Origin of the sequence: Streptomyces sp. NBC_01283 (assembly GCF_041435335.1) — a bacterium.
Lineage (GTDB): Bacteria > Actinomycetota > Actinomycetes > Streptomycetales > Streptomycetaceae > Streptomyces.
The window spans coordinates 1,288,239-1,311,037 of sequence record NZ_CP108430.1; the positions used below are offsets into that span (position 1 = coordinate 1,288,239).

Below are 22,799 nucleotides of genomic sequence, written 5' to 3' on the forward strand. Positions count from 1 at the left end.
TACGGCCACTGTAAAGGAAAGGCAAAATGAACCGGCAGCGTGGCGGCCCTGTCCTTCGCGTCTAGAGCGGCGTGGCCGCGTGCAGGATCAGGACCATCGTCACGGCGGAGTTCGCCGACGACATGGCGGAGGCCGCCGCCCCCGCGGTGGCCGCCCACGCGGCGAGTCCCACCGCGGTGAACAGGGACGGCCAGCTGCGCGCCGTGGGAGCCGGGCCGAGGAGGGCCGCGACCCGGCGGGGCACGGGCCCCGGCGCGGCGAGTCCGGCCAGGGTCGGGGCCGGGGCGCCCCGGGAGTGGAGTGCCGCCTTGCCGATCGCGCGGGCGACGGCCTTGCGGTCGCCGACGGCGTGGGCGGCGTCCTCGTCCGCCCAGCGCTCGGTGGTGTACGACACGGCGGTGCGCAGCGGGCGCAGGAACGGATTGGCGCGCGCGGCCAGCTGCACGGCGAGGAGGTAGCGGTGGTGCCGGGTCGCGAGGTGGGCGCGTTCATGGGCGAACAGGGCGCGTCGCTCGGCGGGTGCGAGACAGTCGAGCAGGGCGGTGGTGACGACGACCCGGTCGCGGGTACCGCCGGGGAGCGCGTACGCGTAGGGCACGTCGTCTGGCAGGACGGCGACGGCGGTGCCGGGCATCCCGGCCAGGGCGCGGTGGGCGGCGTGCCGGACATGGTGGTGGCGCCACAGCGTCCTGCCGCACGCCAGGGCCACGGCGAGCAGCCCCGGAATGGCGAGGCGTCCCGCGATCTCGTCGTACGGGACCGCGGCGCGCACCTCGGGGTCCGACCAGCCGTCCGGCAGCGGGTTCCCGGGCAGCTGGGCCGTGCCGACGACCATCAGCAGGCCCAGGCACAGGGTGCTGCAGAGCGCCATGACCGCGGCGACCGTCGTCAGCAGCCGGGTCGCGGTCCGCGGGTGCAGACGCTGCTCGGCGAGCCGGGCGACCGGCCAGGCGGTCAGCGGCAGCACCAGCGGCAGAAGGACGAACATCCCCATGACGGTTCAGTCGTCCCTCTCCGTCGCGGCCTGCGCCTCGGCCTGCCGCAGGAGCTCGCGCAGCAGCTGTTCGTCGCCCGGCGGCAGCGCGGTGAGGAAGCTGGCGAGGACCGCCTCCCGGTCGTCCTCGCCGTCGAGCACCTTGCGCATCTTGCGTGCCGCGAGGCCCGCCTCGTCGGCCGCGGGCGTCCACGCGAAGGAGCGGCCCGCGCGCTCGCGGGTCACCGCCCCCTTGCCCAGGAGCCGGCTCAGGATCGTCACGACGGTCGTGTACGCGAGGTCCCCGCCGAGCCGCTCCTGCACCCAGCCCGCGGTCGCGGGACCCTCCGCCTCGCGCAGGGCCGACAGGACCTGCGCCTCCAGCTCACCCTGCCCCCGCCGCCGGGAACGCCGCCGCTGCTCCGCCACGCCCGTCTCCCTTCCACTGCCTTGCCGTCCGGGACGAGGCTAACGCCCGGACGCCGGTGGTCGGCGCGTCAGGCACGGCACGGGCCCATGATCGTGCACGCGCAAAAGGGCATTGCACCGGCCGTCGGCGGACATGAGAGAAGCCACACATGTCGCACGACTCCCTTTCCCCTGTCACAACCGTCCAGTTGAACCACACCGCTGTCCACGCCAAGGGCCGGCAGCTGTCGGCCGAGTTCATCGCCGTCGTCCTGGGCCCGGCGGCCGGGGCGCGTACTTCGCCGACCCGGACGGCCACAACATGGAGATCATGACCCGGCCCTACGCCCGCCCCTAGCGTCTTCGGCCACCCCCGGCCCGCCCCTGCGGCGTCGCGCCGCGGCCGCTCCCGTGGCGGGCGGGGCGCGGGTGCCGGGCCGGGGCAGCCGAGCCCCGGTGCGGCGCGTTCAGCACCGTCCGGAAGCGCGTGCACCCGCGCGACGGGTCGGCGCAAAAGGCTCATTGCGGCACTCTTCCGGCAGCAGTAGAAGGGGCATTGACCCTAAACGTTGCGGCCGCGGCGTTCGGAAAGGCATCACATCGCAGCTCTGAGAGAAGCCGGGTGATCCAGAATGCCGCAAGACCCGCACAGCGCAGTATCGAACGAGCCCGAGGACAGTGCCGTCTCTCTCGCCACCGAGCAGGAGGCGATCCTGCAGCCGCCCTCCGAGGGGACGCAGGGCGAGGCCCAGCACTCGACGGGTGAGGGCCTGGAGCACGTGGAGGGCTACCGGCGTCCGGAGCACTTCGCCCCGGAGGCCTGGACCGCCCCGACCGCCACCCTGCCCGACATCGGGGAAGCGTCGTTCGGCGCGCCGCCGCCGGCCCAGGAGACGGTGCACGGTCCGGATGACCGCGTACAGATCAGCACCACCAGCGTCTACCCGTGGCGAGTGCACTGCTACCTGCTGATCACGGCCCGCGACAACGCCCTCTACCAGGGCACCGGCTGGCTCCTCGGACCACACACGCTCGCCACGGCGGGTCACGTCGTCTACATCAAGGGCAGCGGCGTGGCGGGCCGGGACGGCTGGGTGAAGAGCATCCAGGTCATGCCCGGACGCAACGGCGCCTCGCTGCCGTACGGCAGCATCACCTGCACGAGCTTCCGTTCCGTGATCGGCTGGACCGAGAACGGCGACGAGAACTTCGACTACGGCGCCATCATCACGCCGTCCAACATCGGCTCCACCACGGGCTGGTTCGGCTTCGGCGTCTACTCGGACTCGGACCTGCTCAAGACCACCGGGAACATCGCCGGCTATCCGGGCGACAAGCCGTCCGGGACACTCTGGTACGGGGCCCGCGGGATCGACTCGGTGGCCGCGCGCAAGGTGTACTACGACATCGACACCGCCGGTGGGCAGAGCGGCAGCTCCGTCTACCGCATCGACAGCAGCGGCCGCTACGGCTTCGCGATACACGCCTACGGCGGATCGCGGGTGAACTCGGGGACCCGGTTCACCACACCGGTCTTCAACAACTACGTGGCATGGAAGGCGTGAGCGGAAACCCATGAACGGCAGCGGCGGGGCAGTGGAGATCAGCGGCGTCGTCCGCGACACGTCGGGCGCCCCGGTGACGGGCGCGCACGTCCTGTTCAGCGACGGGCCACAGCCCCTGCCGGACATCGCTGCCCTGACCGACGCCGAGGGCCGGTTCTCCCTCGGCGCACCCTCAGCGGGCGAGTACACGCTCCTGTGCCGGGCGGACCCGCTCATGGGCCCGCCCGGCACGGCCGAGGCCACCGTCCGCGTCGAGCCGTCCGCGGGGGCCGCGGCGCCGGGGCGGCTGCGGGTCGACCTGACCCTCGGGTAGTGGCGTGTTCCGCGCCGGGCGGCAGCGGTGGACGTGCGTGCGGCGCGACTCCTGTCTAGCGTCACGAGCATGAACACTGACCCGCAGCGTTTCGAGATCCTGGTGGTTCCCGAGTTCTCGGGGGACGGCGTGAGCACGACCGACGCCCGCGACGCCCTGCGCTCGGCCGTCGTGGTGGCCACGGGCGAGACCGGGGCCTCCGGGTTCCCCCGGTACGCGGGTGACGGCATGGAGGCCGACATCGATCCCGCGACCCGCACCGTCGAGGCGCTCCTGGTCGACGGGTCCGAGCTGGACTACGGGCTCTCGGTGCGGGTCGCGGAGGCGTAGGGAGGCCTGGCCCCGCGCGGCCGCCGGGTCATGGCGGCGGGGCCATGTCGCCGGCGAGGCGCCCCAGCGCGTCCGCGAGCCCCGGCGGTGAGCCGGGGGAAGCGGGTCCGACCGCCCCCGCGGGGGAGATGGTTCCCACCACGGAGTCGCCCGAGTGGACCAGGATGTGGCTGGGCGGCCGGAGTTGGCGGGCCTGGTCGATGACCGTCGCGGCGTCCCCGGCGAAGCGGGCGCTGAGGTCGATGACCAGGACGTCGGGCAGCAGGGCGCGGGCCCGCGCCATGGCGAGGAAACTGTCGTCCGTCTGGGAGATGACGTACACGCCGGGGACGGCCTCGATCTGCGGGATCAGGTCGCTCGCCCGGTGATCGGCGGCCAGCACCAGCACGGTCAGCACTTCGCACTTGCCCTTCGCGTGGTCCAGGTTTCACCGGCGATCTCGACTTCGCTGATCGTTTCAGCATGTCATCCGACGCGGCGGATCCGGCGACCCCCGGAGCGCTGGCGTGTCGGCTCGATCGTGGAGTGTTTTGTGGAGTGGATTTCTAGATACCTGCTCTAGTTTCATGGGATAGTCTCCGATCATGACGCCTAGTGGCAGAGCGGGCACGGCGCGATATGTCGCCTAAGCAGCAACGCGGCGAAGCCACCGTCGGCCGGCTCCTGAACGCGGCGCTCAAGGTGTACGCCACGTCGGGCAGGCCCGGGTTCACCGTCAACGCGGTGACCGCGGCGGGCGGCGTCAGTCTCGGCAGCCTCTACCACCACTTCGGCAGCATCGACGGCCTCGCCGCCGCGCTGTACACCCGCTGCGTCGAGCAGCTCTTCGACGAGATGATCGCCGCCCTCGGCCCTGCGCGGACCGCCCGCGGCGGCGTCCGCGCCCTGGTCACCGCCTATCTGCGGTTCACCGAGGAGCACCCGGACGCCGCCCTCTTCCTGCACGCCTCCGCCCACTCGGGCTACCTCGCGGCGCACGCGGACCAGATCCGCGGGGCCAAGGCCGACAAGCTGGCGGTCATCGCGGAATGGATGCTGCCGCGGGTCGCGGCGGGCGAGATCGCACCCCTGCCCGCCCCCGTCATCGAGGTCCTGGTCATGGGGCCGGTCGCCGAGGCCGCGCACCGCTGGCTGGCCAGTACGTACGACATGGATCTCAACGAAGCCGCACGGTTCCTGCCCGACCGGATCTGGCGCTCGCTGCGGCCGGACTAGACGGCCGGCCTCGCCGGCAGGTCGAGCCGCGTGAGGTGTTCGGGGGCGAGCGCACGCAGGAAGTCCGCGGCGTCGAACGCCTCCCCGGCCGCCCGCACGCCCGGCGCCCCGCCCCGTCCGTCGAGGACGCGCTCCAGAGCCTCCACCACGAGCGGTGCCGTCACGGCGTAGATGTCCTGTCCGCCGGCGACCGCGCGGCGGGTCTCCGTGCCGCGCCGGACGACCGCCTCGACGAGGAAGGTCTGCGCGGAACGCCCCACGGCGTCGGCGGGCCGCGGCTCCGGGGTGTCCTCGGCCCGGATGTCCCGCAGCGGCGCGAGGTTCATCACCGCCCGCACCTCGGGGGTGCGCACGTGGCGCGGCAGGGTCACCTGGTCGGCCGTCGCGAACGCCGAGGCGTCCTGGGTGCCCAGCGGCTCCGGGAAGTCCCACGGGAAGACGTCCGGGGAGTAGTCGAACGGACGCAGTTCACCCCCGGTGTACACGAGGTGCTGCCCGGCGTTGGTCTCGCCGGTGCGCCGGGTGCCGTGGGTCGGGTGCCAGCTGTCGAGGCCGTACGCGAGAGTGATCTCGTCCGCGTCCGGCCAGTCCCCCAGGGCCGCGGTGGCCAGCAGGTCGCCCAGGCCACCGTAGAACGCCAGGGACGGGGCGATGACGACGCCCGCCTCTCGCGCACGGTCGCCGTAGGTGTCGAACAGGGCGGCGCTGACGCCCTGTTCGGCGGCGACGTCCAGGTACGGGATGCCTGCGCGCAGCGCCGCGTCGGCGACGGGCAGGGACGTCTCCAGGAACGGTCCGGCGCAGTTGACGACCGCCGACGCGCCGTCGAGTGCGCGGTCGAGGGACGCCGCGTCCTCCGTGGACGCCACCCGCACCGGCGCGCCGGGGGCCAGGCCGCGCAGCGCTTCGAGCTTCTCCCGGTCCCTTCCCACGAGGATCGGTGTGACGCCGCGGCGCAGCAGTTCCGCCACGACGAAGCGGCCGGTGTGGCCGTACGCGCCGACGACGGCGACCGTCCGTCCCTCGGGTCGCACACCGGCGTCCGAAACGGCAGTCGTGAAAGGGGTGTTGCTCATCGTTGGCTCCCTGTGTCCGGAGGGCGGTGCGCCCTGCACGCACCATGATCCGCGTACGGACCACGCCCCACCAGTGGCCGGAATGACGAGGGGCATACAGTTTCGGACATGAAAACCGTGGCGATGGCACTTCCAGAGGGCAGCATGCTTTTCGAGGCCGCGGCGGCCTTCGAGGTCTTCGGCTCGGACCACTCCGACCTGGCCGGGTCCTGGTACTCGTTCACCGTGTGCGGCGCCAACGGCACCCGCGTCGGGGAGTGGCTCCGCGCCGAGCCGGCCCACGGCCTGGAGGCCGTCGCCGCCGCGCAGACGGTGATCGTCCCGGCCTGGCGCGACATCGGCACGCAGCCGCCGGGCGACTTGATCGAGGCCCTGCGGACCGCCCACGCGGCAGGTTCCCGAATCGTCTCGCTGTGCACCGGCGCCTTCGTCCTCGCCGCCGCCGGACTCCTCGACGGCCGCCGGGCCACCACGCACTGGGCCCACGCCGAGCGGCTCGCCACGCTCCATCCCCGGGTCACGGTCGACCCCGACGTCCTCTTCACCGACGAGGGCAGCGTGCTCACCTCGGCGGGCAAGGCCGCGGGCATGGACCTGTGTCTGCACCTCGTCCGTGCCGACCACGGGGCGACGGTGGCCAACGCACTGGCCCGGCGGCTCGTGACCCCGCCCCACCGGGACGGCGGCCAGGCGCAGTTCATCCCGGCACCGGTGGCGCACGGGCGCGACCACCCGCTGGCCGATCTGCTGCCCTGGGTCCTCGGCCGCCTCGAACAGCCCCTCACCATCGAGGATCTGGCCCGGCAGGCGGGCATGAGCAGCCGCAATCTGTCCCGGCACTTCCATGCCGTCACCGGTACGGCACCGCTGCGCTGGCTGCTCAGCCAACGGGTGCGGCTGGCACAGGAGTTGCTGGAGTCGGGCGACGAGAGCATCGAACGGATCGCGACCCGCACGGGCATGGGAACCTCCGCCACGCTCCGGCGGCACTTCACGCGGGTCACGGGTCTGCCGCCCGAGGCCTACCGGCGTACCTTCGGCGCCTCCTGAGCGACGGTCGGCTCGTCCCGGTGCTCCGGCGAACCTCGTGCTGTGCCCCTCGTCCGACTGATTGCCGGACATGGGGGTACTCGGCCGCCGTGCGAACCCGGAAGCAGTCGTTCGACCGCTGATCACAGACGCCCCGATCGGTGCCCGCGTCGCGTGGGTGCCCATCGGCCGGCTTCGGCGCCGAACGAAACACGAGAAAGCTCAACGGACCACGACAGCAAGGGAGGCAGCCATGATCACCGCCGTCATCATCGCCGTGGTCGTCATCGCGGCAGCCGTCGTCCTCTTCGTCGGACTGCGGCGAGCCCGGGGCGGCGGAGGCAGCCTGAAGCGCCGCTTCGGGCCCGAGTACGACCACACCGTCGCCCGGCACGACGGCGACGTACGGGCAGCCGAACAGGAGCTCCGCGAGCGCGTACGACTCCACGGCTCCGTCAAGCCCGAGCCGCTGCCGCCCGGGGCGCGCGAGCGCTACGTGGCCCAGTGGGCCGGCGTCCAGGAGCAGTTCGTCGAATCACCGCAGCAGGCCGTGGCCGAGGCCGACGCGCTTCTTGCCCGACTGGCCAGGGACCGGGGCTTCCCCGACGGTGAGCGCTTCGACGAGCAGATGGCCGCGCTCTCCGTCCACCACGCCCACTCCGTCCACGGTTACCGCGCCGTGCACACGGCGACCCGCGGGCAGGGCGGCACCGAGGAAATGCGCGAGGCCATGGTCGAGGCCCGTCGCCTCTTCGAGGCACTGGTCGCCGAGCACACGGTCGACTCCAGCCGGAACGGCGGGCACTCCACCGCCGACCGCGGCCACACGCCGTGGGCACTGCCCCGACGTCACGCGAAGGGAAGTGGCACGTCATGACGGACGCCGAGCACCTGACACCCCGCGAACAGGCCATGGGCAGCGGCACGCCGCGCGAGCCGGGCATCGGCAGCGGCACACCCCGCGAGCCGGGCATCGGCAGCGGCACACCCCGCGAGCCGGGCATCGGCAGCGGCGCCCCCGCTCCGGCCCCTGCTCACGCTCCCGCCGCGCACCGCTCCCCCGCCGCCGGCTCCCCGGCCACCGGCTCTCCCGCTCACGCCGCCGGACCCGGCTCCGAATCCGGTCCCGTATGGCTCGCGCAGGATGAGCGGGACAAGCTCGGGCTGCGGCTCCAGCAGGCACTCAGCACGTTCGTGGACAGCCCGCGCCAGGCGGTGGAGGAGGCCGACGGCCTCTTCGACGACGCCGTCAGGCACCTGACCGAAACCCTCACGGAACGACGGCGCACCCTGCGCGAGGGCTGGCAGGGCCACGACACCGAAGCGCACACGGAAGAACTGCGCCTCGCGCTGCGGCAGTACCGGGAAGCCACGGAACGGCTGTTGCGCATCTAGCACATCGGGAACATCACGACGAACGGCACGACGTGGGGCCCGGGGCTTTCGCCTCGGGCCCCACGTCACGCGCGTGCGGGTCAGCCGTTGGGCAGGATGACCGCGCGGCCGTTGATCCGGCCCTCGTGCAGGTGCTCGTACGCCTTGGGCGCGTCGTCCAGTGCGTACGTCTCCACCTGGACGTCGATCGCGCCGGACCGGGCCAGGTCGAGGACCTCGATCAATTCGGACCTGCTGCCCCAGTACGGGGCGCGGACCGCCGCGTCGTAGGGAGTCGCGCCGAAGCCGACGGTCGCGGCTCCGCCGCCGATGCCGACGATGGTCACGTCCGCCTCCACCGCCGCGCAGGCGGTGGCCGTGGCGACGGTGGGCGGTGCGCCGACGAAGTCGAACACCGCCTGCGCGCCGAGGCCGCCGGTCAGCTCACGGACCTTCGCCGCCGCGTGCTCGTCCGACAGGACGGTCTCGTGGGCGCCGACCTGGTGGGCCAGTCGCAGCTTTCCGTCGGTGACGTCGAGGGCGATCACCCGTGCCGGGGTCAGCGCGCGCAGCAACTGGATGGCGACGTGCCCCAGGCCGCCGGTGCCGATGACCACGGCAGTGCTGCCGGGCGTCAGCTTGGGCAGGGAGGCCTTGATGGCGTGGTACGGGGTCAGGCCCGCGTCGGTGAGCGGCACGGCCGTCACCGGGTCGAGGCCGCCCAGCGGGACCAGATGGCGCGCGTCGTCCACGATCATGTACTCGGCGATGGCGCCGGGCGCCCCGAGTCCGGGCGGGCGGATGCCAAGCTCCGCGGCGCGCGTGCAGTAGTTCTCCTTGCCCTGCGCGCACATCAGGCAGGCTCCGCAGCCCCACGGCCCGTAGACGGCCACGGAGTCGCCGACCTCGAAGCCGGTGACGCCCTCGCCCAGCGCGGCGACGGTCCCCGCGCCCTCATGGCCGAGGGTGAGCGGCAGCGGGAAGGGCAGCGCCTCCGCGGGCCAGCTCATCACGGCGATGTCGGAGTGGCAGACGCCCGCTGCCGTGACCTTGAGGAGTACCTGGCCGGGGCCCGGCTCCGGGCGCGGGACGGTGACCACCTCGGGGGCGGCGCCGACGCCGCGGTACTGGACGGCCTTCATCTCGGCGGGCAGGCCGGGGCTCTCTTGCGCTGACATCTGGGATGCCTCTTCTCGTTCTTCGTGCTGTGCGCCTGATGTCCCCCTTTGTCTCCGACTGTACTCCTCGTGACGTCCCATTGAGACATGTGACCCATTGAGACATCTGATGTTTCGGGCCTCGTACGGACTCAGCCGCGGTCGTAGTGGTAACCGTCGCCGTGGGAGGGCCCGACGTTGTGGCGGATGCCGCTCGGCTCATCGAGGATGAAGTAGGAGGGGTCCATGTCCCCGCACACGATCTGACTAGAGCGACCCTCGTCCAGATGGGCGGTGCCGATGTTGATGCGCTTCCCGCCGTCCGTCACTGACACCAGCTTGGCCACGTTCTCGCAGTGCCCGCCGCTGCCCGAATCGGTGATGAGCTTGACGGCGCGGCTGCCCGGCGCGACCCGGTAGATGATCACCTTCTGCGGCTGCTGGACGTAGGGCGAGTTGAGGGTCCAGGTTCCGGTGAAGCCCTGCGGGACGCGGTTGCCGGAGTCGCCGGAGCCCGAGTCCGAACCGGAACCCGAGCCGGAACCCGAGCCGGATCCCGACGAGCCGCCGGAGCCCGAACTCCCGCCGCCCGAGGACGCATCGGGGTCCGAGCCCCCGCCCTTTCCGGTGGACGCGGCGCCGTCGCCCGAGGCCTGCTCATCGCCGGCGGCGCCGCCGGACGAGGTGCCGTCCCTGCCCGGTGAGGAGTCGTCGTCCTTGCCCTTGCCCTTCTCCTTGTCGTCCTTTCCGTCTTTTCCGTCCTTGCGGTCCTTGCCCTTGCCGTCAGAGCCCTTGGACCCCGAAGGGGTGGGAGCCGTCGGGGAGTTGTCGGCGCCGGGTGGTGCGCCGTCGGCACCGGGGGCGCCTTGGGTGCCGTCCTCTCCGTCGAGCAGGGCCAGGGTGCCGCCGGCCGCCACTACGGCGATGACGGCGACCGCCACGGCCCAGTTTCTGCGGGTGCGCCGGTGGGTGCGCTCGGGCGCGGCCGTGACAGGAGAGATGACTGCCGGTTCAGCCTTCCCGGGTGACCCGGGCACGTCGGCACCGGCTTGCGGCTTCGGCGCCGCCCGCAGCCCGAAGGTCGCGACGTCCGACGCCTTGGCGGGCTCTGACGCCTTCGAGGCCTCCGGTGCCGCTGCGGGTTCCGATGGATTTGAGGCCTCCGGCGCCTCCACGTCCAGCAGCCTCGCCGCGTCCTGCGCGAGACGAGCCACCAGCGCGGGCGGCAGCCACGCGGCGCTCTCCGCTCCCGAGGGGCGCGGTCGCTCCGGGCCCGCCAACAGCTCCTCCACGCCGGGGCGTTCAGCGGGCTCCTTGGTCAGGCAGCGAGCGATGAACGTGCGCAGCGGCTCGTCCTCGATGCGGGTCAGGTCGGGCGCGGCCTCGACGATGCGGTACATCACGGCGTGCTGGTTGCTCGCGCCGTGCCCGAAGGGCAGTTGCCCCGTCGCCGCGTACATGAGGACGCAGCCGAGCGCGAAGACGTCGGCCGGGGTGCCCGTCTCCTCGCCCAGGATCTGCTCGGGCGCCATGAAGCCGGGCGAGCCGATGACCATGCCCGTGCTGGTGAGCATCGACTCCACGGAGACCTGCAGCGCCCGCGCGATGCCGAAGTCGATGACTTTCGGGCCCGCAACGGTGAGCAGCACGTTGGACGGCTTCAGATCCCGGTGCACGATTCCGGCGCCGTGGATACCCTGCAGCGCCCGCAGCAATCCGTCGGCCAGCGCGTACACCGAGGAGGCGGGCAGCGGACCGTACGTCAGGAGCGCCTGCTCCAAGGAGGGTCCCGGCACGTAACCGGTGGCCACCCAGGGCCGTGCGGCGTCCGGGTCCGCGTCGAGTACCGGTGCCGTGAAGCGGCCTCCGACGCGCCGCGCCGCCTCGATCTCCCGGCGGAACCGTGCCCTGAACTCCCCGTTGGAGGTGTGCTCTTCGTGCACCACCTTCACGGCGACCGTACGGCCGCCTTCGGAGCGGGCCAGGTAGACCCGGCCCATGCCGCCGGAGCCCAGCCGTCCCAGCAGCGGGTAGGGGCCTATCCGACGCGGGTCGCCCGGCGTCAGCGGCTCTATGCCGCCGCCGTCACCGCCGTTGCCGCCGTCGCCGCTGTCCCGCTCGTCGCCATGGTCACCGCTCATGCCGCTCTGTTCCCCCGTTGTTCCATGTTCCGTACTTCCGGCCGGAGTTCCCGTTCCCGCACGCCGTCTTACCTCATGGTGACGGTGCGCCGCGTGGGGCAGTCACTCCCCGGTGCGACTCAACAGACCGACGTGACCCCCGAGTTGATCGGTACTATAGAAAACCTAAGTGCCTGCTATCAATGGGGAAGGCGGCCCGGCGCGCATGACACGCAGCTATGACCAGTCCTGTCCGGCGGCCCGGGCCCTGGACGTCGTCGGCGGCCGGTGGTCCCTGCTGATCGTGCGCGAACTGCTGCTCGGCCCCCGGCGGTACACCGACCTCGTCACGGGCCTGCCCGGCATCGGCCCCAACGTCCTGGCCGAGCGGCTGCGCGCGCTGCGCAAGGCGGGCATCCTCAGTCAGGTCAAACTGCCGCCCCCGGCGTCGTCGGCGGTCTACGAACTGACCGAACTCGGCACCGCCATGCGTCCGGTGCTCGACGAGCTGACCCGCTGGGGCATGCGGCTGCCGACCTCGCCCCGGCCCGGCGACACCTTCCGGCTCAGCTGGGTGCTCGGCTGCCTGCGCGCCAGCTTCCGGCCCGAAGAGGCCAGTGGCGTACGGGAGACGTACGAGTTCCGGGTGGACGGCGACACGTTCCACCTCCGCGTCGACGACGGCGTGCTCGACATCCAGAACGGCAGCGCCACGGACCCCGTCTGCGCCATCACCACCGACCTCGGTTCGTTCCTCGCCATCGGCGCCCGCCTGGTGGACATCGAGGACGCCGTCGCGCGCGGCCTGGCCCGCCTGGAGGGTGAACTCCCGGCCGCCGCACGGGTGGTGGCCATCCTCGGCGCGCACCCCGAGGCCACCGGCGGGCGCCACGGCATCGTCGGAGCCGTCGGTGCCACGTTCCGCCCCGACCACGCTCTCGGCGTACGCGAGACGTACGAGTTCGTGGTCGGCGACCTGGTCTTCCATGCTCGCGTCGACGACGGGACCGTCAAGATGGACCTCGGCCCCGCCCCGGACGCCGTCGCGACGATCGTCACCGACCTGGGCACCTTTCTTCAGCTGGGTGTGGGCTCCCTGCCGCTGGAGGACGCGCTCAGCGCCCAGGTCATCGAGGTCAGCGGCGACCCGGAGGCGGGGCTGCGCATGGCGGACGCCTTCGGCGTGGTCCGCGCCGACCGCACGGCTGCCGCTTCCTGACCCACGAACCCACGACGCGACGACGGCGGGCCCCGGCGGATCGAATCCGCCGGGGCCCGCCGTTCAGGTACGTACGAACAAGGCACGTACGGCCAATGACACGTACGACCGGTGAGCCGTGTCAGTCCGTGCCGGACTCCATCGCGGCACGGTCCAGCATGGACTCCTCGTCCGTGGTCTCGCCGCGCGAGGCGATCGCCTCGGCGCCGCCACCGTCCATCGCGCCGATCAGGCCGGTCGATGCCGCCTGCGCCGCGCCGATCGGCGTGGGGTGGCCCGAGCCGACGAGGCCGAGGCCCGCGTACTGCTCAAGGCGCGCACGGGAGTCGGCGATGTCGAGGTTCCGCATGGTGAGCTGGCCGATGCGGTCCACCGGGCCGAACGCCGAGTCCTCGGTCCGCTCCATGGAGAGCTTGTCCGGGTGGTAGCTGAACGCCGGGCCCGTGGTGTCGAGGATCGAGTAGTCCTCGCCGCGCCGCAGCCGCAGCGTCACCTCGCCGGTGACCGCCGTGCCGACCCAGCGCTGCAGCGACTCGCGGATCATCAGCGCCTGCGGGTCCAGCCAACGACCTTCGTACATCAGCCGGCCGAGGCGCCGGCCCTCGTTGTGGTACGCGGCCAGCGTGTCCTCGTTGTGGATCGCGTTGACCAGGCGCTCGTAGGCGATGTGCAGGAGCGCCATGCCGGGCGCCTCGTAGATGCCACGGCTCTTGGCCTCGATGATCCGGTTCTCGATCTGGTCGGACATGCCGAGACCGTGCCGGCCGCCGATCGCGTTGGCCTCCATGACGAGATCGACCGCGGAGGCGAATTCCTTGCCGTTGATCGTGACCGGGCGCCCCTGATCGAAGCCGATCGTCACGTCCTCCGTGTCGATCTCCACCGAGGGGTCCCAGAACCGCACGCCCATGATCGGCTCGACCGTCTCGAGCCCGGTGTCGAGGTGCTCAAGGGTCTTGGCCTCGTGCGTGGCGCCCCAGATGTTGGCGTCCGTGGAGTACGCCTTCTCCGTCGAGTCCCGGTAGGGCAGCTCGTGCGCGAGCAGCCACTCCGACATCTCCTTGCGGCCGCCGAGCTCGGTGACGAAGTCCGCGTCCAGCCAGGGCTTGTAGATCCGCAGGTGCGGGTTGGCGAGCAGCCCGTAGCGGTAGAACCGCTCGATGTCGTTGCCCTTGAACGTGGAACCGTCGCCCCAGATCTGCACCCCGTCCTCGAGCATGGCCCGCACCAGGAGCGTGCCGGTGACGGCCCGGCCCAGCGGCGTGGTGTTGAAGTACGGGCGCCCGCCCGACCTGATGTGGAAGGCGCCGCAGGCGAGGGCCGCGAGCCCTTCCTCGACCAGCGCTTCACGGCAGTCGACGAGCCGGGTGATCTCGGCGCCGTACGCCGAGGCGCGGCCGGGCACGGAGGCGATGTCGGGCTCGTCGTACTGGCCGATGTCGGCGGTGTACGTGCAGGGGACGGCGCCCTTGTCACGCATCCAGGCGACGGCGACGGAGGTGTCGAGACCGCCGGAGAAGGCAATGCCGACGCGCTCGCCGGTGGGGAGGGAGGTGAGGACCTTGGACATAGGAAGAGTATGCATGACTTCGCATGACCATGCAACGTCCTACCCTTCGCCGGTTGGCCGCGGCTCTCGGCCCCACGCGATTCCCTTCACTCTTCAAGGGGTACGCCCCTCTCGTCACCGCACGCACCCCGGCACTGCACGCACCCGGCCTCGGACTAGAGACCCAAGTGATGAACTCCTGGACCACGCCCGACCGCCCCGGTGAACCGCTCGCCGACCGCTACGCCCGCCGCAGCACTTCGCTCCGCGGCACCATCCGCCACCGGCTCGTCGACCGGGCTCTGGCCGATCACCTGCCCGCCGTACCGCCGCAGCGGGTGCTTGACGTCGGCGGCGGCACCGGCGTCCAGGCCCGGATGCTGGCCCTGCGCGGTCACCACGTCACCGTGCTCGATCCCGACGAGACCATGCTGGCCAGAGCCCGCACCGCCTGGCTGCCGCACGCCCCCGACGCACCGGGCAGCATCACCTTTCACCGCGGCCTCGGCGAGCAGGCCCCGCAGCTGGTCGGCTCCGGATGGGACGCGGTGCTGTGCCACGGCGTCCTGATGTACCTGGAGGACCCGGCCCCGCTGCTGCACGTCCTCGCCCAGTGCCTGCGCCCCGGCGGCATCATCTCCGTCCTCGCCTATCAGGCCGACGCCCTGGCCATACGGCGCGGACTGACGCGTGACTGGAGCGGCGCGCTGGAGGCGTTGCGCAGCCCGGTGGAGCACAACAGCATCGGCACGATCAGCCGTGGCGTGGACCGGACCATGGTCCTGCGGCTCTTCGCCGACCACGATCTCGACCTCCTGCAGTGGTACGGGGTGCGGGTGTTCACCGACCACCTCGAGGACGAGTGCGTCGGCGAGGATTTCGACCAGGTCCTGGAGGCGGAGTGGGAGGCCGGCCGCATGGATCCCTACCGGCGCGTCGCCCGTCACTTCCACCTCATCTCCCGCGCGCGGCAGGACCGGACGACGACGTGAGGAGCCGGCACCCGAAACAGGGAGCCGGCACTCGAAGACGAACGCCAGATTGGCATGCACCCGTCTATTCACGGACGGGTGCATGCCCATAAGGTGAGCGGCCTTCGCGTACTGGGGGGTCTCGTGAACGGTCTCCGTGCGGTCTTCGTCTGTCTCGTGCTCGCGTGTACCGCGGTGGTGTCACCCGCCGCCGCCGTGCCGCGAGCCGCGCCCGTGGCACCGAGCTGGTCGGCGCTGCCGGTACCCGCGGCCAGCCCGCCGGTGACCGTGCTCGACCTCGGGGCCCGCGGACCCGGCGAGGCGTGGGCCACCGGGTACGAGCAGGCCGCCGACGGGCAGCGGCCTCTCCTGTACCGGTGGGACGGCAAAACGTGGAGCCGGGACACGACCTTCCCCGGCGCCGGCGAGCCGGGCTACCTCAGGGGGGTGCAGTTCGTCGGCAAGGAAACGTGGATCTTCCACAACCGCGCCGGTGAAGGGGAGATCCTGCGCCGCTCGGCGACAGGAGGATGGAGCACCGTCCCCCTGCCCCAGACCCTGTGGACCTACCAGGACTTCACCGCCGTACCGGGTGCCGCGTGGGTGGTCGGTGAGGACGAGACCGGCCTGAAGGTCTTGCACTACGACGGTTCCGGCTGGACCGAACAGTCCACCCCGGACGGCGTGCGCTACCTGATGGGGATCACCGCGCGCACGGCCACCGATGCCTGGGCCTGGGCGGACACCGACACCGGGACCGCCGTCCTTCGCTGGGACGGCACGGCATGGCGGGACGCGAAGGTGCCGCTGCCGGCCAACAGCAACATCCACACGATCCTGCTCGAACCCAACGGCCGGGCCACGATCGGCGGCAGCCAGTACACCGACGGCGTGTCCCGCACCTATCTGATGACGTGGAACGGCCAGGCCTGGCGCACCACTGACCCGGCGCTGGGCGACACCTATACGGAGGACATGGTGCGCGGCCCGGACGGCGCGCTGTGGCTGCCGGTGCGCAGCGACCGCGCGTTCCAGTCGAAGTACGCGCGGGTGGACGGCCGCCGCACCACCTTCTCCTACGGCCCGGAGCGCACGAACGCGATCCTCGTCAAACCGAGTGCCCTGACGAGGGCCGGGTCCGCGCTGCTGTCCTTCGGGACCGTCGAGATCTACGGCTCGAAGGCGAACCTGATGAGCGAGCGGCTGGGAGGCTGACCATGGCACACAGACTTCTCGTCGCGGCGCTCGCCGTCGTCCTGGCCGTCATGGCCGTCGTGAGTTCGGCCGCGGCGGAACCCGGAGCCTGGCAGCACGTTCCGGTCCCGGCACAGGTACGCCCGCAGGCCGGGCTGAACGAAGCCGTGGCGTTCGGGCCGGACCGGGCGTGGGCGGTGGGCGCCGACGCCGTCGGCCGTGAGGCGCCGGGCTTCCCGCTGGTGCTGCGCTGGGACGGAACGGCGTGGCAGCGCCAGAGCCTGCCCGGCATCGGCTGGCAGGGCGACCTGGTGTCGGTCGCCGGGACCTCGCCGACCGCGGTCTGGGCGGTCGGCCGCGACTCGGCGGGCGGCTCCCGCCTGCTCCGCTTCGACGGCGGTGCCTGGAAGGAGAGCCGGGCGCCGCGCGGTGTCGTCCTTGACAAGGTCGTCGCCGGCGGCGGTGAGACCTGGCTGATCGGTTCGCGGGACGGCGTGCAGGTGCTGCTGCGCTGGGACCGGCGCGCGTGGCAGGACGTTCCGGCGCCGCCGGGGTACGTGAGCGGCCTGGACATCGTGGCGGCCGACGACGTCTGGGCCGCCGGCTCCAGCGGCTCGGGCGCGACCGTGTCGCACTGGGACGGGCAGGCATGGCAGCAGACGGTCGTGGACGGATTCCCGCGGGCGGCCGTTGCCAGCGTGCTGGCGGTCTCACCGACGGAGGTGTGGGCGGGCGGCACGGCCGGGTTCGTCGGCGGCCCGCCGGGCAAGCCGATCCCGCCGCTGCTCATGCGCTGGGACGGGACGGAGTGGAGCCGGGTGACCATGCCCACCGACTTCGGCTACATCTCCTCGCTGTCGGCCGCCGGCTCCGGAAAGCTGGGCTGGGTCTCGGTGGCCCGCTCGCTGAAGTGGGGCCCGCCGGGCAGCAGTCCGCCGCTCGTCCCCGGGCCGGATTTCCTTGCCTGGAACGGGCAGTCGTTCGCCGCGTACGACGAACCGGCGGTGCCCGGGGAGGGCGACTCCTCGATGCAGCGGCTCGCGCCGGTGCCGGGCACGGAGACGGTGTGGTCGGTCGGCCGCGCCGCCGGACCCGAGGGCACCTTCGCCCCGAGGATCCTGCGGTTCGGCTGAGCGGACGACGCGGGCCCGCGCCCCGGTCAGCCGCCTGACGCTCCGGGAATCGCCGGGGCCGTCGTGAGGGCGGCCAACTCCTCGGGGGTGCGCGGCCCAGGGCCCGCTTCGGTCAGCAGGCCCTTCGTCCGGAGCAGCTCCGTGACCGCGATCCCCCAGGGCAGGCGGAGCCCCGCCTGGCCCAGGAGGTCCCGCTGGGCGAGCATCTCCGCGACCGGCCCCGTACGCACTCCGGAGGGAGTCAGCAGGGCAGCGTCGTCGGCCCAGCGCAGGGCCAGATCCACGTCATGGGTGGCCATGACCACGGTCGTCCCCGCGTCCCGCAGGCCTTGCAGGGTGGTCAGGAGGCGTTCCTGGCCGTCGGGGTCGAGCCCTGCGGTCGGCTCGTCGAGGATCAGGACGCGGGGCCGCATCGCCACGGCGCCCGCGATGGCCGTCCGTTTCCGCTGGCCGTAGGAGAGCAGATGCGTGGGGCGGTCCGCCAGGGCGCTGATGTCGAGCGCGGCGAGCGCCTCGGCGACCCGGGCCCGCACCTCACCGTCCGGCAGCCCCAGGTTCAGCGGCCCGAAGGACACGTCCTGTTCGACCGAGGCGGCGAACAACTGGTCGTCCGGGTCCTGGACCACCAGCTGAACCGTCGTCCGCAGCCGGGTGAGGCTCTTGCGGTCGTACGTCACGGGGGCTCCCCCGACGGTCAATCCGCCCCGGTCCGGCCGGAGTCCGCCGCTCAGCAGCCGCATGAGGGTGGTCTTGCCGCTGCCGTTGCGCCCGAGCAGCGCGAGGGCGCGCCCCTCGATGACGTCGAAGTCCAGGCCGCTGAGCACGGTGGGCCCGTCTTCGTACGCGTAGGAAGCGGCGCGCAGAGCGACCAGGGGCCCGCTCGGATCGCTGGAGGCGCGCGGCTCGCTCAGGGAGGAAGCCTTCATGGAAGAAGCCATTTCAGTACGAGGGTGAGGGCCGCGAGGCCCGTGAGAAGGACCGCGCTCGCGGTCACGAAGCGCCGGGAGATCCGGGCCTCCGGCACGAGCACCCGCAGGGTTCCGTCGTACCCGCGTCCGGCGAGCCCGGCCTGCAGCCGGGTCGCCCGGTCGAAGGCCCGTACGAACGCGGTGGCCCCGAGGCCGCCGAGGGAACGCCAGGTCGCGGCACGGGTGGTGTGGCCGAGCCGCGCGGCCTGCGCCTGCCGGATCCGGCTCATGGAGTCCAGGAGCAGGAAGCTCATCCGGTACATGACGAGGGCCACGTCGACGACGGGTGCCGGCACGCCCGCCTTCACCAGGCGGGGCAGCAGGTCCGACATGGGTGTGGTGAAGGCGAAAAGCAGGACGCCCAGCGAGGCCGCCGACGTGCGCAGGAGCAGACCGCCCGCTCGCGCGGGGCCGCCATCGGCGAGCGTGACGAACCCTTCGGGCCCGCCGAGTTGGACGATGAGGGTCAGGGCGCCGGTGACGCAGAAGCCGAGCGGCACGCGGTAGGCGCGCCACAGTTTTCGGGGCGGCACACCGGCCGGTCCGAGCAGCACGGCGAGCGCGGCGACGAGCACGAGGGCGGCGCCCGGCCAGGGCGGCAGGGAGACGGCAAGGACGGTGAGGCCGAGCCCGAGCACGGCTTTGTCCACGGGGTGGCGGCGGCGCCAGCGACTGCTGTGCGCCGCCGCGTCGATGGGCAGCACGCGGGATCAGACCTGCTCGGTCGTGGTCCGGGTGCTGTCCACGTCGGCGGTCCGTTCCGCGGTTCCTTCCGCGGTTCCTTCTGCGGTCCTCTTCGCGGGGGCTTCCTTCGCCGACGCGATCTCCGCGCCCTGCCGGCGCCCCCTGCGCAGACCGAAGTAGTACGCGAGGACGCCCGCGCCCAGCGCCGCCTGCAGCGCGAAGAGCGCCGACTCGATCTCCCCGGAGGGGGGTTCGTACAGCGGCGAGAACCACGGCTCATAGTCCGGCTTGTTCTCGGTGATCGCGGTCTCGGCCTGGGAGTCGGACCCGGTGAACGGCTCCTTCTTGTCGTCGCCGAGGCCGAGCGCCAACGGCAGCACGGCGAGCGCGGCGACGATGACGAGGAGCAGAGTGTTGATCTTCGCGTTCCGGCTCATCAGGCGCTGGCCCCCGACTCCGTCTTCGTGTCCGTCTTCTTCCCCTGCAGCAGGACGCCGAGCCGTGTGAGCTCGCCCTTGCTCGACTGCACGAGCAGCCGCATCACCAGCACGGTGAGCAGTCCCTCGCTCACCGCGAGGGGGATCTGCGTGACGGCGAAGATGCCGCCGAACTTGCCCAGGGCGCCGACGAATCCGCTGCTGGGGTCCGGGAAGGCCAGGGCGAGCTGGACGCTGGTGACGCAGTACGTGGACAGGTCGGCGACGAACGCGCCGAAGAACACGGCGACCATGAGCGGCGCGTCGAACCGCTTCAGGAGGCGGTAGACGGCGTATCCGGCCCATGGCCCGACGATCGCCATGGAGAAGACGTTGGCGCCGAGTGTGGTGAGTCCGCCGTGGGCGAGCAGCAGGGCCTGGAACAGCAGTGTGATGGTGCCGAGCACCGTCATGATCGGCGGCCGGAACAGGATCGCGCCGAGCCCGGTGCCCGTCGGGTGCGAGCAACTGCCCGTGACGGAAGGGATTTTCAGTGCGGAAAGGACAAAAGTGAAGGCTCCGGAGGCGCCCAGGAGCAACGTGCTCTCAGGGTGCTCCTTGACCTCACGGGTCAGGGAGCGGACTCCGTGGACGACGAACGGCGCGGACGCTACACCCCAGGCGATCGCGTGCGCCGGTGGGAGGAAACCCTCGGCAATGTGCATGGCTAAGCAGACCCTCTCCAGCACCTCGTGGATGGACAACGCGCCTTGGCCGGTCTCCTGGCTGACGGGTCGTACCGACCGGACTCCGCCTTCCCGGGTGCGTGTGCACCCAGTGGCTGCCGCGAGGGCTGGAGCCGGACTTCCCGATCACAGTGGCGAGGGCCGCACCGGCATCACACCGGATTTCCCGAGCACCAAGGCGTGGTGACCATAGTGCGCATCCGAGTTTCCTGACAACTTGTGGGGTCGCCCCACCTGTGGCACGCGCGAGCGCACACGACCAGGGGCGTACGCCCCTGATCAACCCCTGTGCATCGGCTCGTGCACACCCGAAACGGGCCACGTTTCGCGGGAGACCGCCGCCTCCCCGCCGCGCAGCACCGCGAGCGTCCGGGCGGGGTGGCGGGGCCCGAGGAAGACGACGACGCCTTTGCCGTCGGGTGAGGGGTGGGTCGCCTGGGTCCAGCCCTGGCGCTCGTAGAAGCCCATGGCCTGCGCCGACCGGACCGAAGTCAGCAGCCAGACACGGTCGTCGGGAGCGCCTTCGGCCATCGCCGCCAGCAGGGCGGCTCCGATTCCGGTGCCCTGCGCCGCAGGGTGCACGGCGAGTTCGTCTATCTCACGGGCCCCGCACAGCCACGACCGGGCGCGCCCGGCGCCGAGTCCGGCCGCCGCCTGCGGATAGCAGCGGTCGGCGGGAAAGGGCTCGGGCGTGGTCCACCCGGTGGTGAAGCCGACGACGTCCGTCCCCTCCAGTGCGATCACCGCGGTGAACCCGGGACGGCGTACGTCGTCGCCGAGCCGGACCATGAATTCCGCCACCCTCTCCTCGTCCTCGTGCCAGGGCGGCACACGGAAGGCATCGGCGTAGACGGTGCGCAAGGCGGCGCCGTACGCGAGGAGTTGATGGCCCCGCAGTAGCCGGACGACCGCCGCCATCAGGCGGCCCTCGCCGCGGCCGCCCCCGGCCGCAGGGCCGCGTACGTCAGAGGGGCGGACGGGTCGACCGACACGTCCCAGGGGGCGGGCTCGGCCCCGGCCCGTACGAGCAGGTCGCCGACGGCGGCGATCATCGCACCGTTGTCCGTGCACAGGGTCATCGGGGGCACGCGCAGCCGCACACCTTCGGCCGCGCACCGCTCCTCGGCGAGCACACGCACCCGCGAGTTCGCGGCGACACCGCCGACCACGACGAGGGTGCGGACGCCGTGATCGCGGCAGGCGGCCAGCGCCTTGCGGGTCAGTACGTCCGCGACGGCCTCCTGGAGCGAGGCCGCGCCGTCGGCCACCGGCAGCTCGCGCCCCGCGTGCCCCTCGGCCCAGCGCGCGGCGGCGGTCTTGAGTCCGGAGAAGGAGAAGGCGTACGGGGCGTCCTTCGGTCCGGTGAGCGGGCGCGGGAAGGCGACCGCGCGCGGATCACCGCTGCGGGCCGCGCGGTCGATGGCGGGGCCGCCCGGGTAGGGCAGGCCGAAGACGCGGGCGGCCTTGTCGAAGCACTCGCCCGCCGCGTCGTCCAGGGTGTCCCCCAGGTGCACGATGGGATCGCGCGCCAGGTCCCGGACGAGCAGCAGCGAGGTGTGCCCGCCGGAGACGATCAGGACCACGCAGGGATCGGGCAGCGGGCCGTGCTCCAGCGTGTCGGCGGCGACATGCCCGGCCAGGTGGTGCACGCCGTACAACGGGACGTCGAGCGCGTACGCGAGGGTCTTCGCCCCCGCGAGGCCGACCTGCAGCGCGCCGGACAGGCCGGGACCCGTGGTGACCGCCACCGCTCCGATGTCGGACAGCTTCAGGTCCGCCTGGTCGAGGGCGTTTTGGACGACCGGGGTGAACGCGTGCAGATGCGCTCGTGCGGCGATCTCGGGAACCACGCCGCCGAACCGGGCGTGCTCGTCCATGCTGGACGCCACCGCATGGGCGAGCAGCCGCCCCTGCGAGACGATCCCCGCTCCGGTCTCGTCGCAGGACGACTCGATCCCCAGCACAATGCGCCCCGCTGCCACCGGCATCTCCTTCACCCACAGACTTTCTGCGTGGGAAGTGTAGTTGCAAGCCATGTGCAATAAGACCTCCGGGCGGTGTCCCCACCGCCGGGTGGCTCCGTGTCTCACCTCACGGTCCGGAATGTGATCAGTACTGCCCAAGACGCCGACCACCCTCTAGCCTGATGGGTGCAGCTGGTTCGCCCTGCCCGCCAGGCAGACGCGTCGCAAGAGGGAACCCGGTGGAAATCCGGGACTGCCCCGCAGCGGTGAGTGGGAACGACCGCCGTCATACGCACTGGGTCCGTCGCGGACCCGGGAAGCGACGGTCAGTAGGAACCTGCCTCGGCAGGTGTGCCCGCGAGTCCGAAGACCTGCCCGTTGCCCGTACGTGATCC

At 72.2% G+C, this 22,799-nt stretch carries 24 protein-coding genes, 1 pseudogene and 2 riboswitches; of the genes and pseudogenes, 12 read left to right on the forward strand and 13 right to left on the reverse strand.

Annotated elements, in window-relative coordinates; genetic code table 11:
* Positions 1–61: 61 nt before the first annotated feature.
* Positions 62–994, reverse strand: coding sequence for a M56 family metallopeptidase (locus OG302_RS06095; RefSeq protein ID WP_371525783.1), 933 nt, complete (start codon positions 992–994; stop codon positions 62–64).
* A gap of 6 nt (positions 995–1,000) precedes the next feature.
* Positions 1,001–1,402, reverse strand: coding sequence for a BlaI/MecI/CopY family transcriptional regulator (locus tag OG302_RS06100; RefSeq protein ID WP_371525784.1), 402 nt, complete (start codon positions 1,400–1,402; stop codon positions 1,001–1,003).
* 259 nt (positions 1,403–1,661) lie between these two features.
* Here OG302_RS06100 and OG302_RS06105 point away from each other — a divergent pair.
* From OG302_RS06105 to OG302_RS06120, 4 genes and pseudogenes are all read left to right on the forward strand, one after another.
* A pseudogene (locus OG302_RS06105) lies at positions 1,662–1,739 on the forward strand (VOC family protein); the annotation flags it as partial.
* Positions 1,740–2,013: 274 nt separating this feature from the next.
* On the forward strand, positions 2,014–2,946 hold the full coding sequence (locus OG302_RS06110; protein WP_371525785.1) for a serine protease: 933 nt from the start codon (positions 2,014–2,016) through the stop codon (positions 2,944–2,946).
* A 10-nt stretch (positions 2,947–2,956) separates the two neighbouring features.
* A complete protein-coding gene (locus tag OG302_RS06115; RefSeq protein WP_371525786.1) occupies positions 2,957–3,259 on the forward strand; it encodes a carboxypeptidase-like regulatory domain-containing protein in 303 nt (100 codons plus the stop codon).
* Between the two features lie 69 nt (positions 3,260–3,328).
* Positions 3,329–3,589 (forward strand): hypothetical protein, encoded by a 261-nt coding sequence (locus tag OG302_RS06120; RefSeq protein WP_371525787.1) that lies wholly within the window; start codon positions 3,329–3,331, stop codon positions 3,587–3,589.
* A gap of 28 nt (positions 3,590–3,617) precedes the next feature.
* Here OG302_RS06120 and OG302_RS06125 read toward each other — a convergent pair whose 3' ends face one another.
* Positions 3,618–3,986: a hypothetical protein gene (locus OG302_RS06125; protein WP_371525788.1), complete on the reverse strand. Its 369-nt coding sequence runs from the start codon at positions 3,984–3,986 to the stop codon at positions 3,618–3,620.
* Positions 3,987–4,207: 221 nt separating this feature from the next.
* Here OG302_RS06125 and OG302_RS06130 point away from each other — a divergent pair, with 221 nt between their 5' ends.
* Complete coding sequence (locus tag OG302_RS06130) at positions 4,208–4,804, forward strand: TetR/AcrR family transcriptional regulator (RefSeq protein WP_371525789.1); 597 nt, start codon at positions 4,208–4,210, stop codon at positions 4,802–4,804.
* On the opposite strand, the gene OG302_RS06135 is transcribed toward OG302_RS06130, so the two are convergent.
* Entirely contained in the window at positions 4,801–5,880 is a 1,080-nt protein-coding gene (locus OG302_RS06135; protein ID WP_371525790.1) for a trans-acting enoyl reductase family protein, read from the reverse strand. The two genes, OG302_RS06130 and OG302_RS06135, sit on opposite strands and share 4 nt — an antisense overlap.
* Before the next feature lie 108 nt (positions 5,881–5,988).
* Between OG302_RS06135 and OG302_RS06140 the strand changes: the two genes are divergently transcribed.
* The 3 genes from OG302_RS06140 (at position 5,989) to OG302_RS06150 (ending at position 8,304) form a co-directional block, all read left to right on the forward strand.
* Positions 5,989–6,930 (forward strand): helix-turn-helix domain-containing protein, encoded by a 942-nt coding sequence (locus OG302_RS06140; protein WP_371525791.1) that lies wholly within the window; start codon positions 5,989–5,991, stop codon positions 6,928–6,930.
* Between the two features lie 232 nt (positions 6,931–7,162).
* Positions 7,163–7,786: a hypothetical protein gene (locus tag OG302_RS06145; RefSeq protein WP_371525792.1), complete on the forward strand. Its 624-nt coding sequence runs from the start codon at positions 7,163–7,165 to the stop codon at positions 7,784–7,786.
* Positions 7,783–8,304 carry a hypothetical protein gene (locus OG302_RS06150; RefSeq protein WP_371525793.1) on the forward strand — a complete coding sequence of 174 codons (522 nt, stop codon included), beginning with the start codon at positions 7,783–7,785 and terminating at the stop codon, positions 8,302–8,304. Before OG302_RS06145 ends, OG302_RS06150 begins: the two co-directional genes overlap by 4 nt.
* A gap of 80 nt (positions 8,305–8,384) precedes the next feature.
* Here OG302_RS06150 and OG302_RS06155 read toward each other — a convergent pair whose 3' ends face one another.
* Both OG302_RS06155 and OG302_RS06160 read right to left on the reverse strand, forming a co-directional pair.
* Entirely contained in the window at positions 8,385–9,425 is a 1,041-nt protein-coding gene (locus OG302_RS06155) for an NAD(P)-dependent alcohol dehydrogenase (RefSeq protein ID WP_371750026.1), read from the reverse strand.
* Between the two features lie 167 nt (positions 9,426–9,592).
* Positions 9,593–11,581 carry a serine/threonine protein kinase gene (locus tag OG302_RS06160; RefSeq protein ID WP_371525794.1) on the reverse strand — a complete coding sequence of 663 codons (1,989 nt, stop codon included), beginning with the start codon at positions 11,579–11,581 and terminating at the stop codon, positions 9,593–9,595.
* A gap of 205 nt (positions 11,582–11,786) precedes the next feature.
* Here OG302_RS06160 and OG302_RS06165 point away from each other — a divergent pair, with 205 nt between their 5' ends.
* The gene (locus OG302_RS06165; RefSeq protein ID WP_371525795.1) at positions 11,787–12,779 is read left to right on the forward strand and encodes a winged helix-turn-helix transcriptional regulator; all 993 of its coding nucleotides are present in this window, start codon (positions 11,787–11,789) and stop codon (positions 12,777–12,779) included.
* Between the two features lie 121 nt (positions 12,780–12,900).
* Here the strand turns inward: OG302_RS06165 and argG are convergent, their stop codons facing one another.
* The gene (gene argG / locus OG302_RS06170) at positions 12,901–14,349 is read right to left on the reverse strand and encodes an argininosuccinate synthase (RefSeq protein WP_361831455.1); all 1,449 of its coding nucleotides are present in this window, start codon (positions 14,347–14,349) and stop codon (positions 12,901–12,903) included.
* A gap of 170 nt (positions 14,350–14,519) precedes the next feature.
* Here argG and OG302_RS06175 point away from each other — a divergent pair, with 170 nt between their 5' ends.
* The 3 genes from OG302_RS06175 (at position 14,520) to OG302_RS06185 (ending at position 17,626) form a co-directional block, all read left to right on the forward strand.
* On the forward strand, positions 14,520–15,320 hold the full coding sequence (locus tag OG302_RS06175; protein WP_371525796.1) for a methyltransferase domain-containing protein: 801 nt from the start codon (positions 14,520–14,522) through the stop codon (positions 15,318–15,320).
* A 123-nt stretch (positions 15,321–15,443) separates the two neighbouring features.
* The gene (locus OG302_RS06180) at positions 15,444–16,514 is read left to right on the forward strand and encodes a hypothetical protein (protein ID WP_371525797.1); all 1,071 of its coding nucleotides are present in this window, start codon (positions 15,444–15,446) and stop codon (positions 16,512–16,514) included.
* Between the two features lie 2 nt (positions 16,515–16,516).
* On the forward strand, positions 16,517–17,626 hold the full coding sequence (locus tag OG302_RS06185) for a hypothetical protein (RefSeq protein ID WP_371525798.1): 1,110 nt from the start codon (positions 16,517–16,519) through the stop codon (positions 17,624–17,626).
* A 26-nt stretch (positions 17,627–17,652) separates the two neighbouring features.
* On the opposite strand, the gene OG302_RS06190 is transcribed toward OG302_RS06185, so the two are convergent.
* From OG302_RS06190 to tsaD, 6 genes are all read right to left on the reverse strand, one after another.
* Positions 17,653–18,552 (reverse strand): energy-coupling factor ABC transporter ATP-binding protein, encoded by a 900-nt coding sequence (locus OG302_RS06190; RefSeq protein WP_371525799.1) that lies wholly within the window; start codon positions 18,550–18,552, stop codon positions 17,653–17,655.
* Positions 18,549–19,298: a cobalt ECF transporter T component CbiQ gene (gene cbiQ / locus OG302_RS06195; RefSeq protein ID WP_371525800.1), complete on the reverse strand. Its 750-nt coding sequence runs from the start codon at positions 19,296–19,298 to the stop codon at positions 18,549–18,551. The genes OG302_RS06190 and cbiQ overlap by 4 nt, the downstream gene beginning before the upstream one ends.
* 6 nt (positions 19,299–19,304) lie before the next feature.
* Positions 19,305–19,715, reverse strand: a complete 411-nt coding sequence (locus OG302_RS06200) for an energy-coupling factor ABC transporter substrate-binding protein (protein WP_371525801.1) — start codon at positions 19,713–19,715, stop codon at positions 19,305–19,307.
* Positions 19,715–20,419 (reverse strand): energy-coupling factor ABC transporter permease, encoded by a 705-nt coding sequence (locus tag OG302_RS06205; protein WP_371525802.1) that lies wholly within the window; start codon positions 20,417–20,419, stop codon positions 19,715–19,717. The genes OG302_RS06200 and OG302_RS06205 overlap by 1 nt, the downstream gene beginning before the upstream one ends.
* A gap of 29 nt (positions 20,420–20,448) precedes the next feature.
* A riboswitch (cobalamin riboswitch) is annotated at positions 20,449–20,647 on the reverse strand.
* A 72-nt stretch (positions 20,648–20,719) separates the two neighbouring features.
* On the reverse strand, positions 20,720–21,358 hold the full coding sequence (locus tag OG302_RS06210; protein WP_371525803.1) for a GNAT family N-acetyltransferase: 639 nt from the start codon (positions 21,356–21,358) through the stop codon (positions 20,720–20,722).
* Positions 21,358–22,428 carry a tRNA (adenosine(37)-N6)-threonylcarbamoyltransferase complex transferase subunit TsaD gene (tsaD, locus tag OG302_RS06215; protein WP_371750027.1) on the reverse strand — a complete coding sequence of 357 codons (1,071 nt, stop codon included), beginning with the start codon at positions 22,426–22,428 and terminating at the stop codon, positions 21,358–21,360. The genes OG302_RS06210 and tsaD overlap by 1 nt, the downstream gene beginning before the upstream one ends.
* 152 nt (positions 22,429–22,580) lie before the next feature.
* Positions 22,581–22,798: riboswitch (cobalamin riboswitch) on the forward strand.
* The last annotated feature ends 1 nt before the right edge of the window (position 22,799 follow it).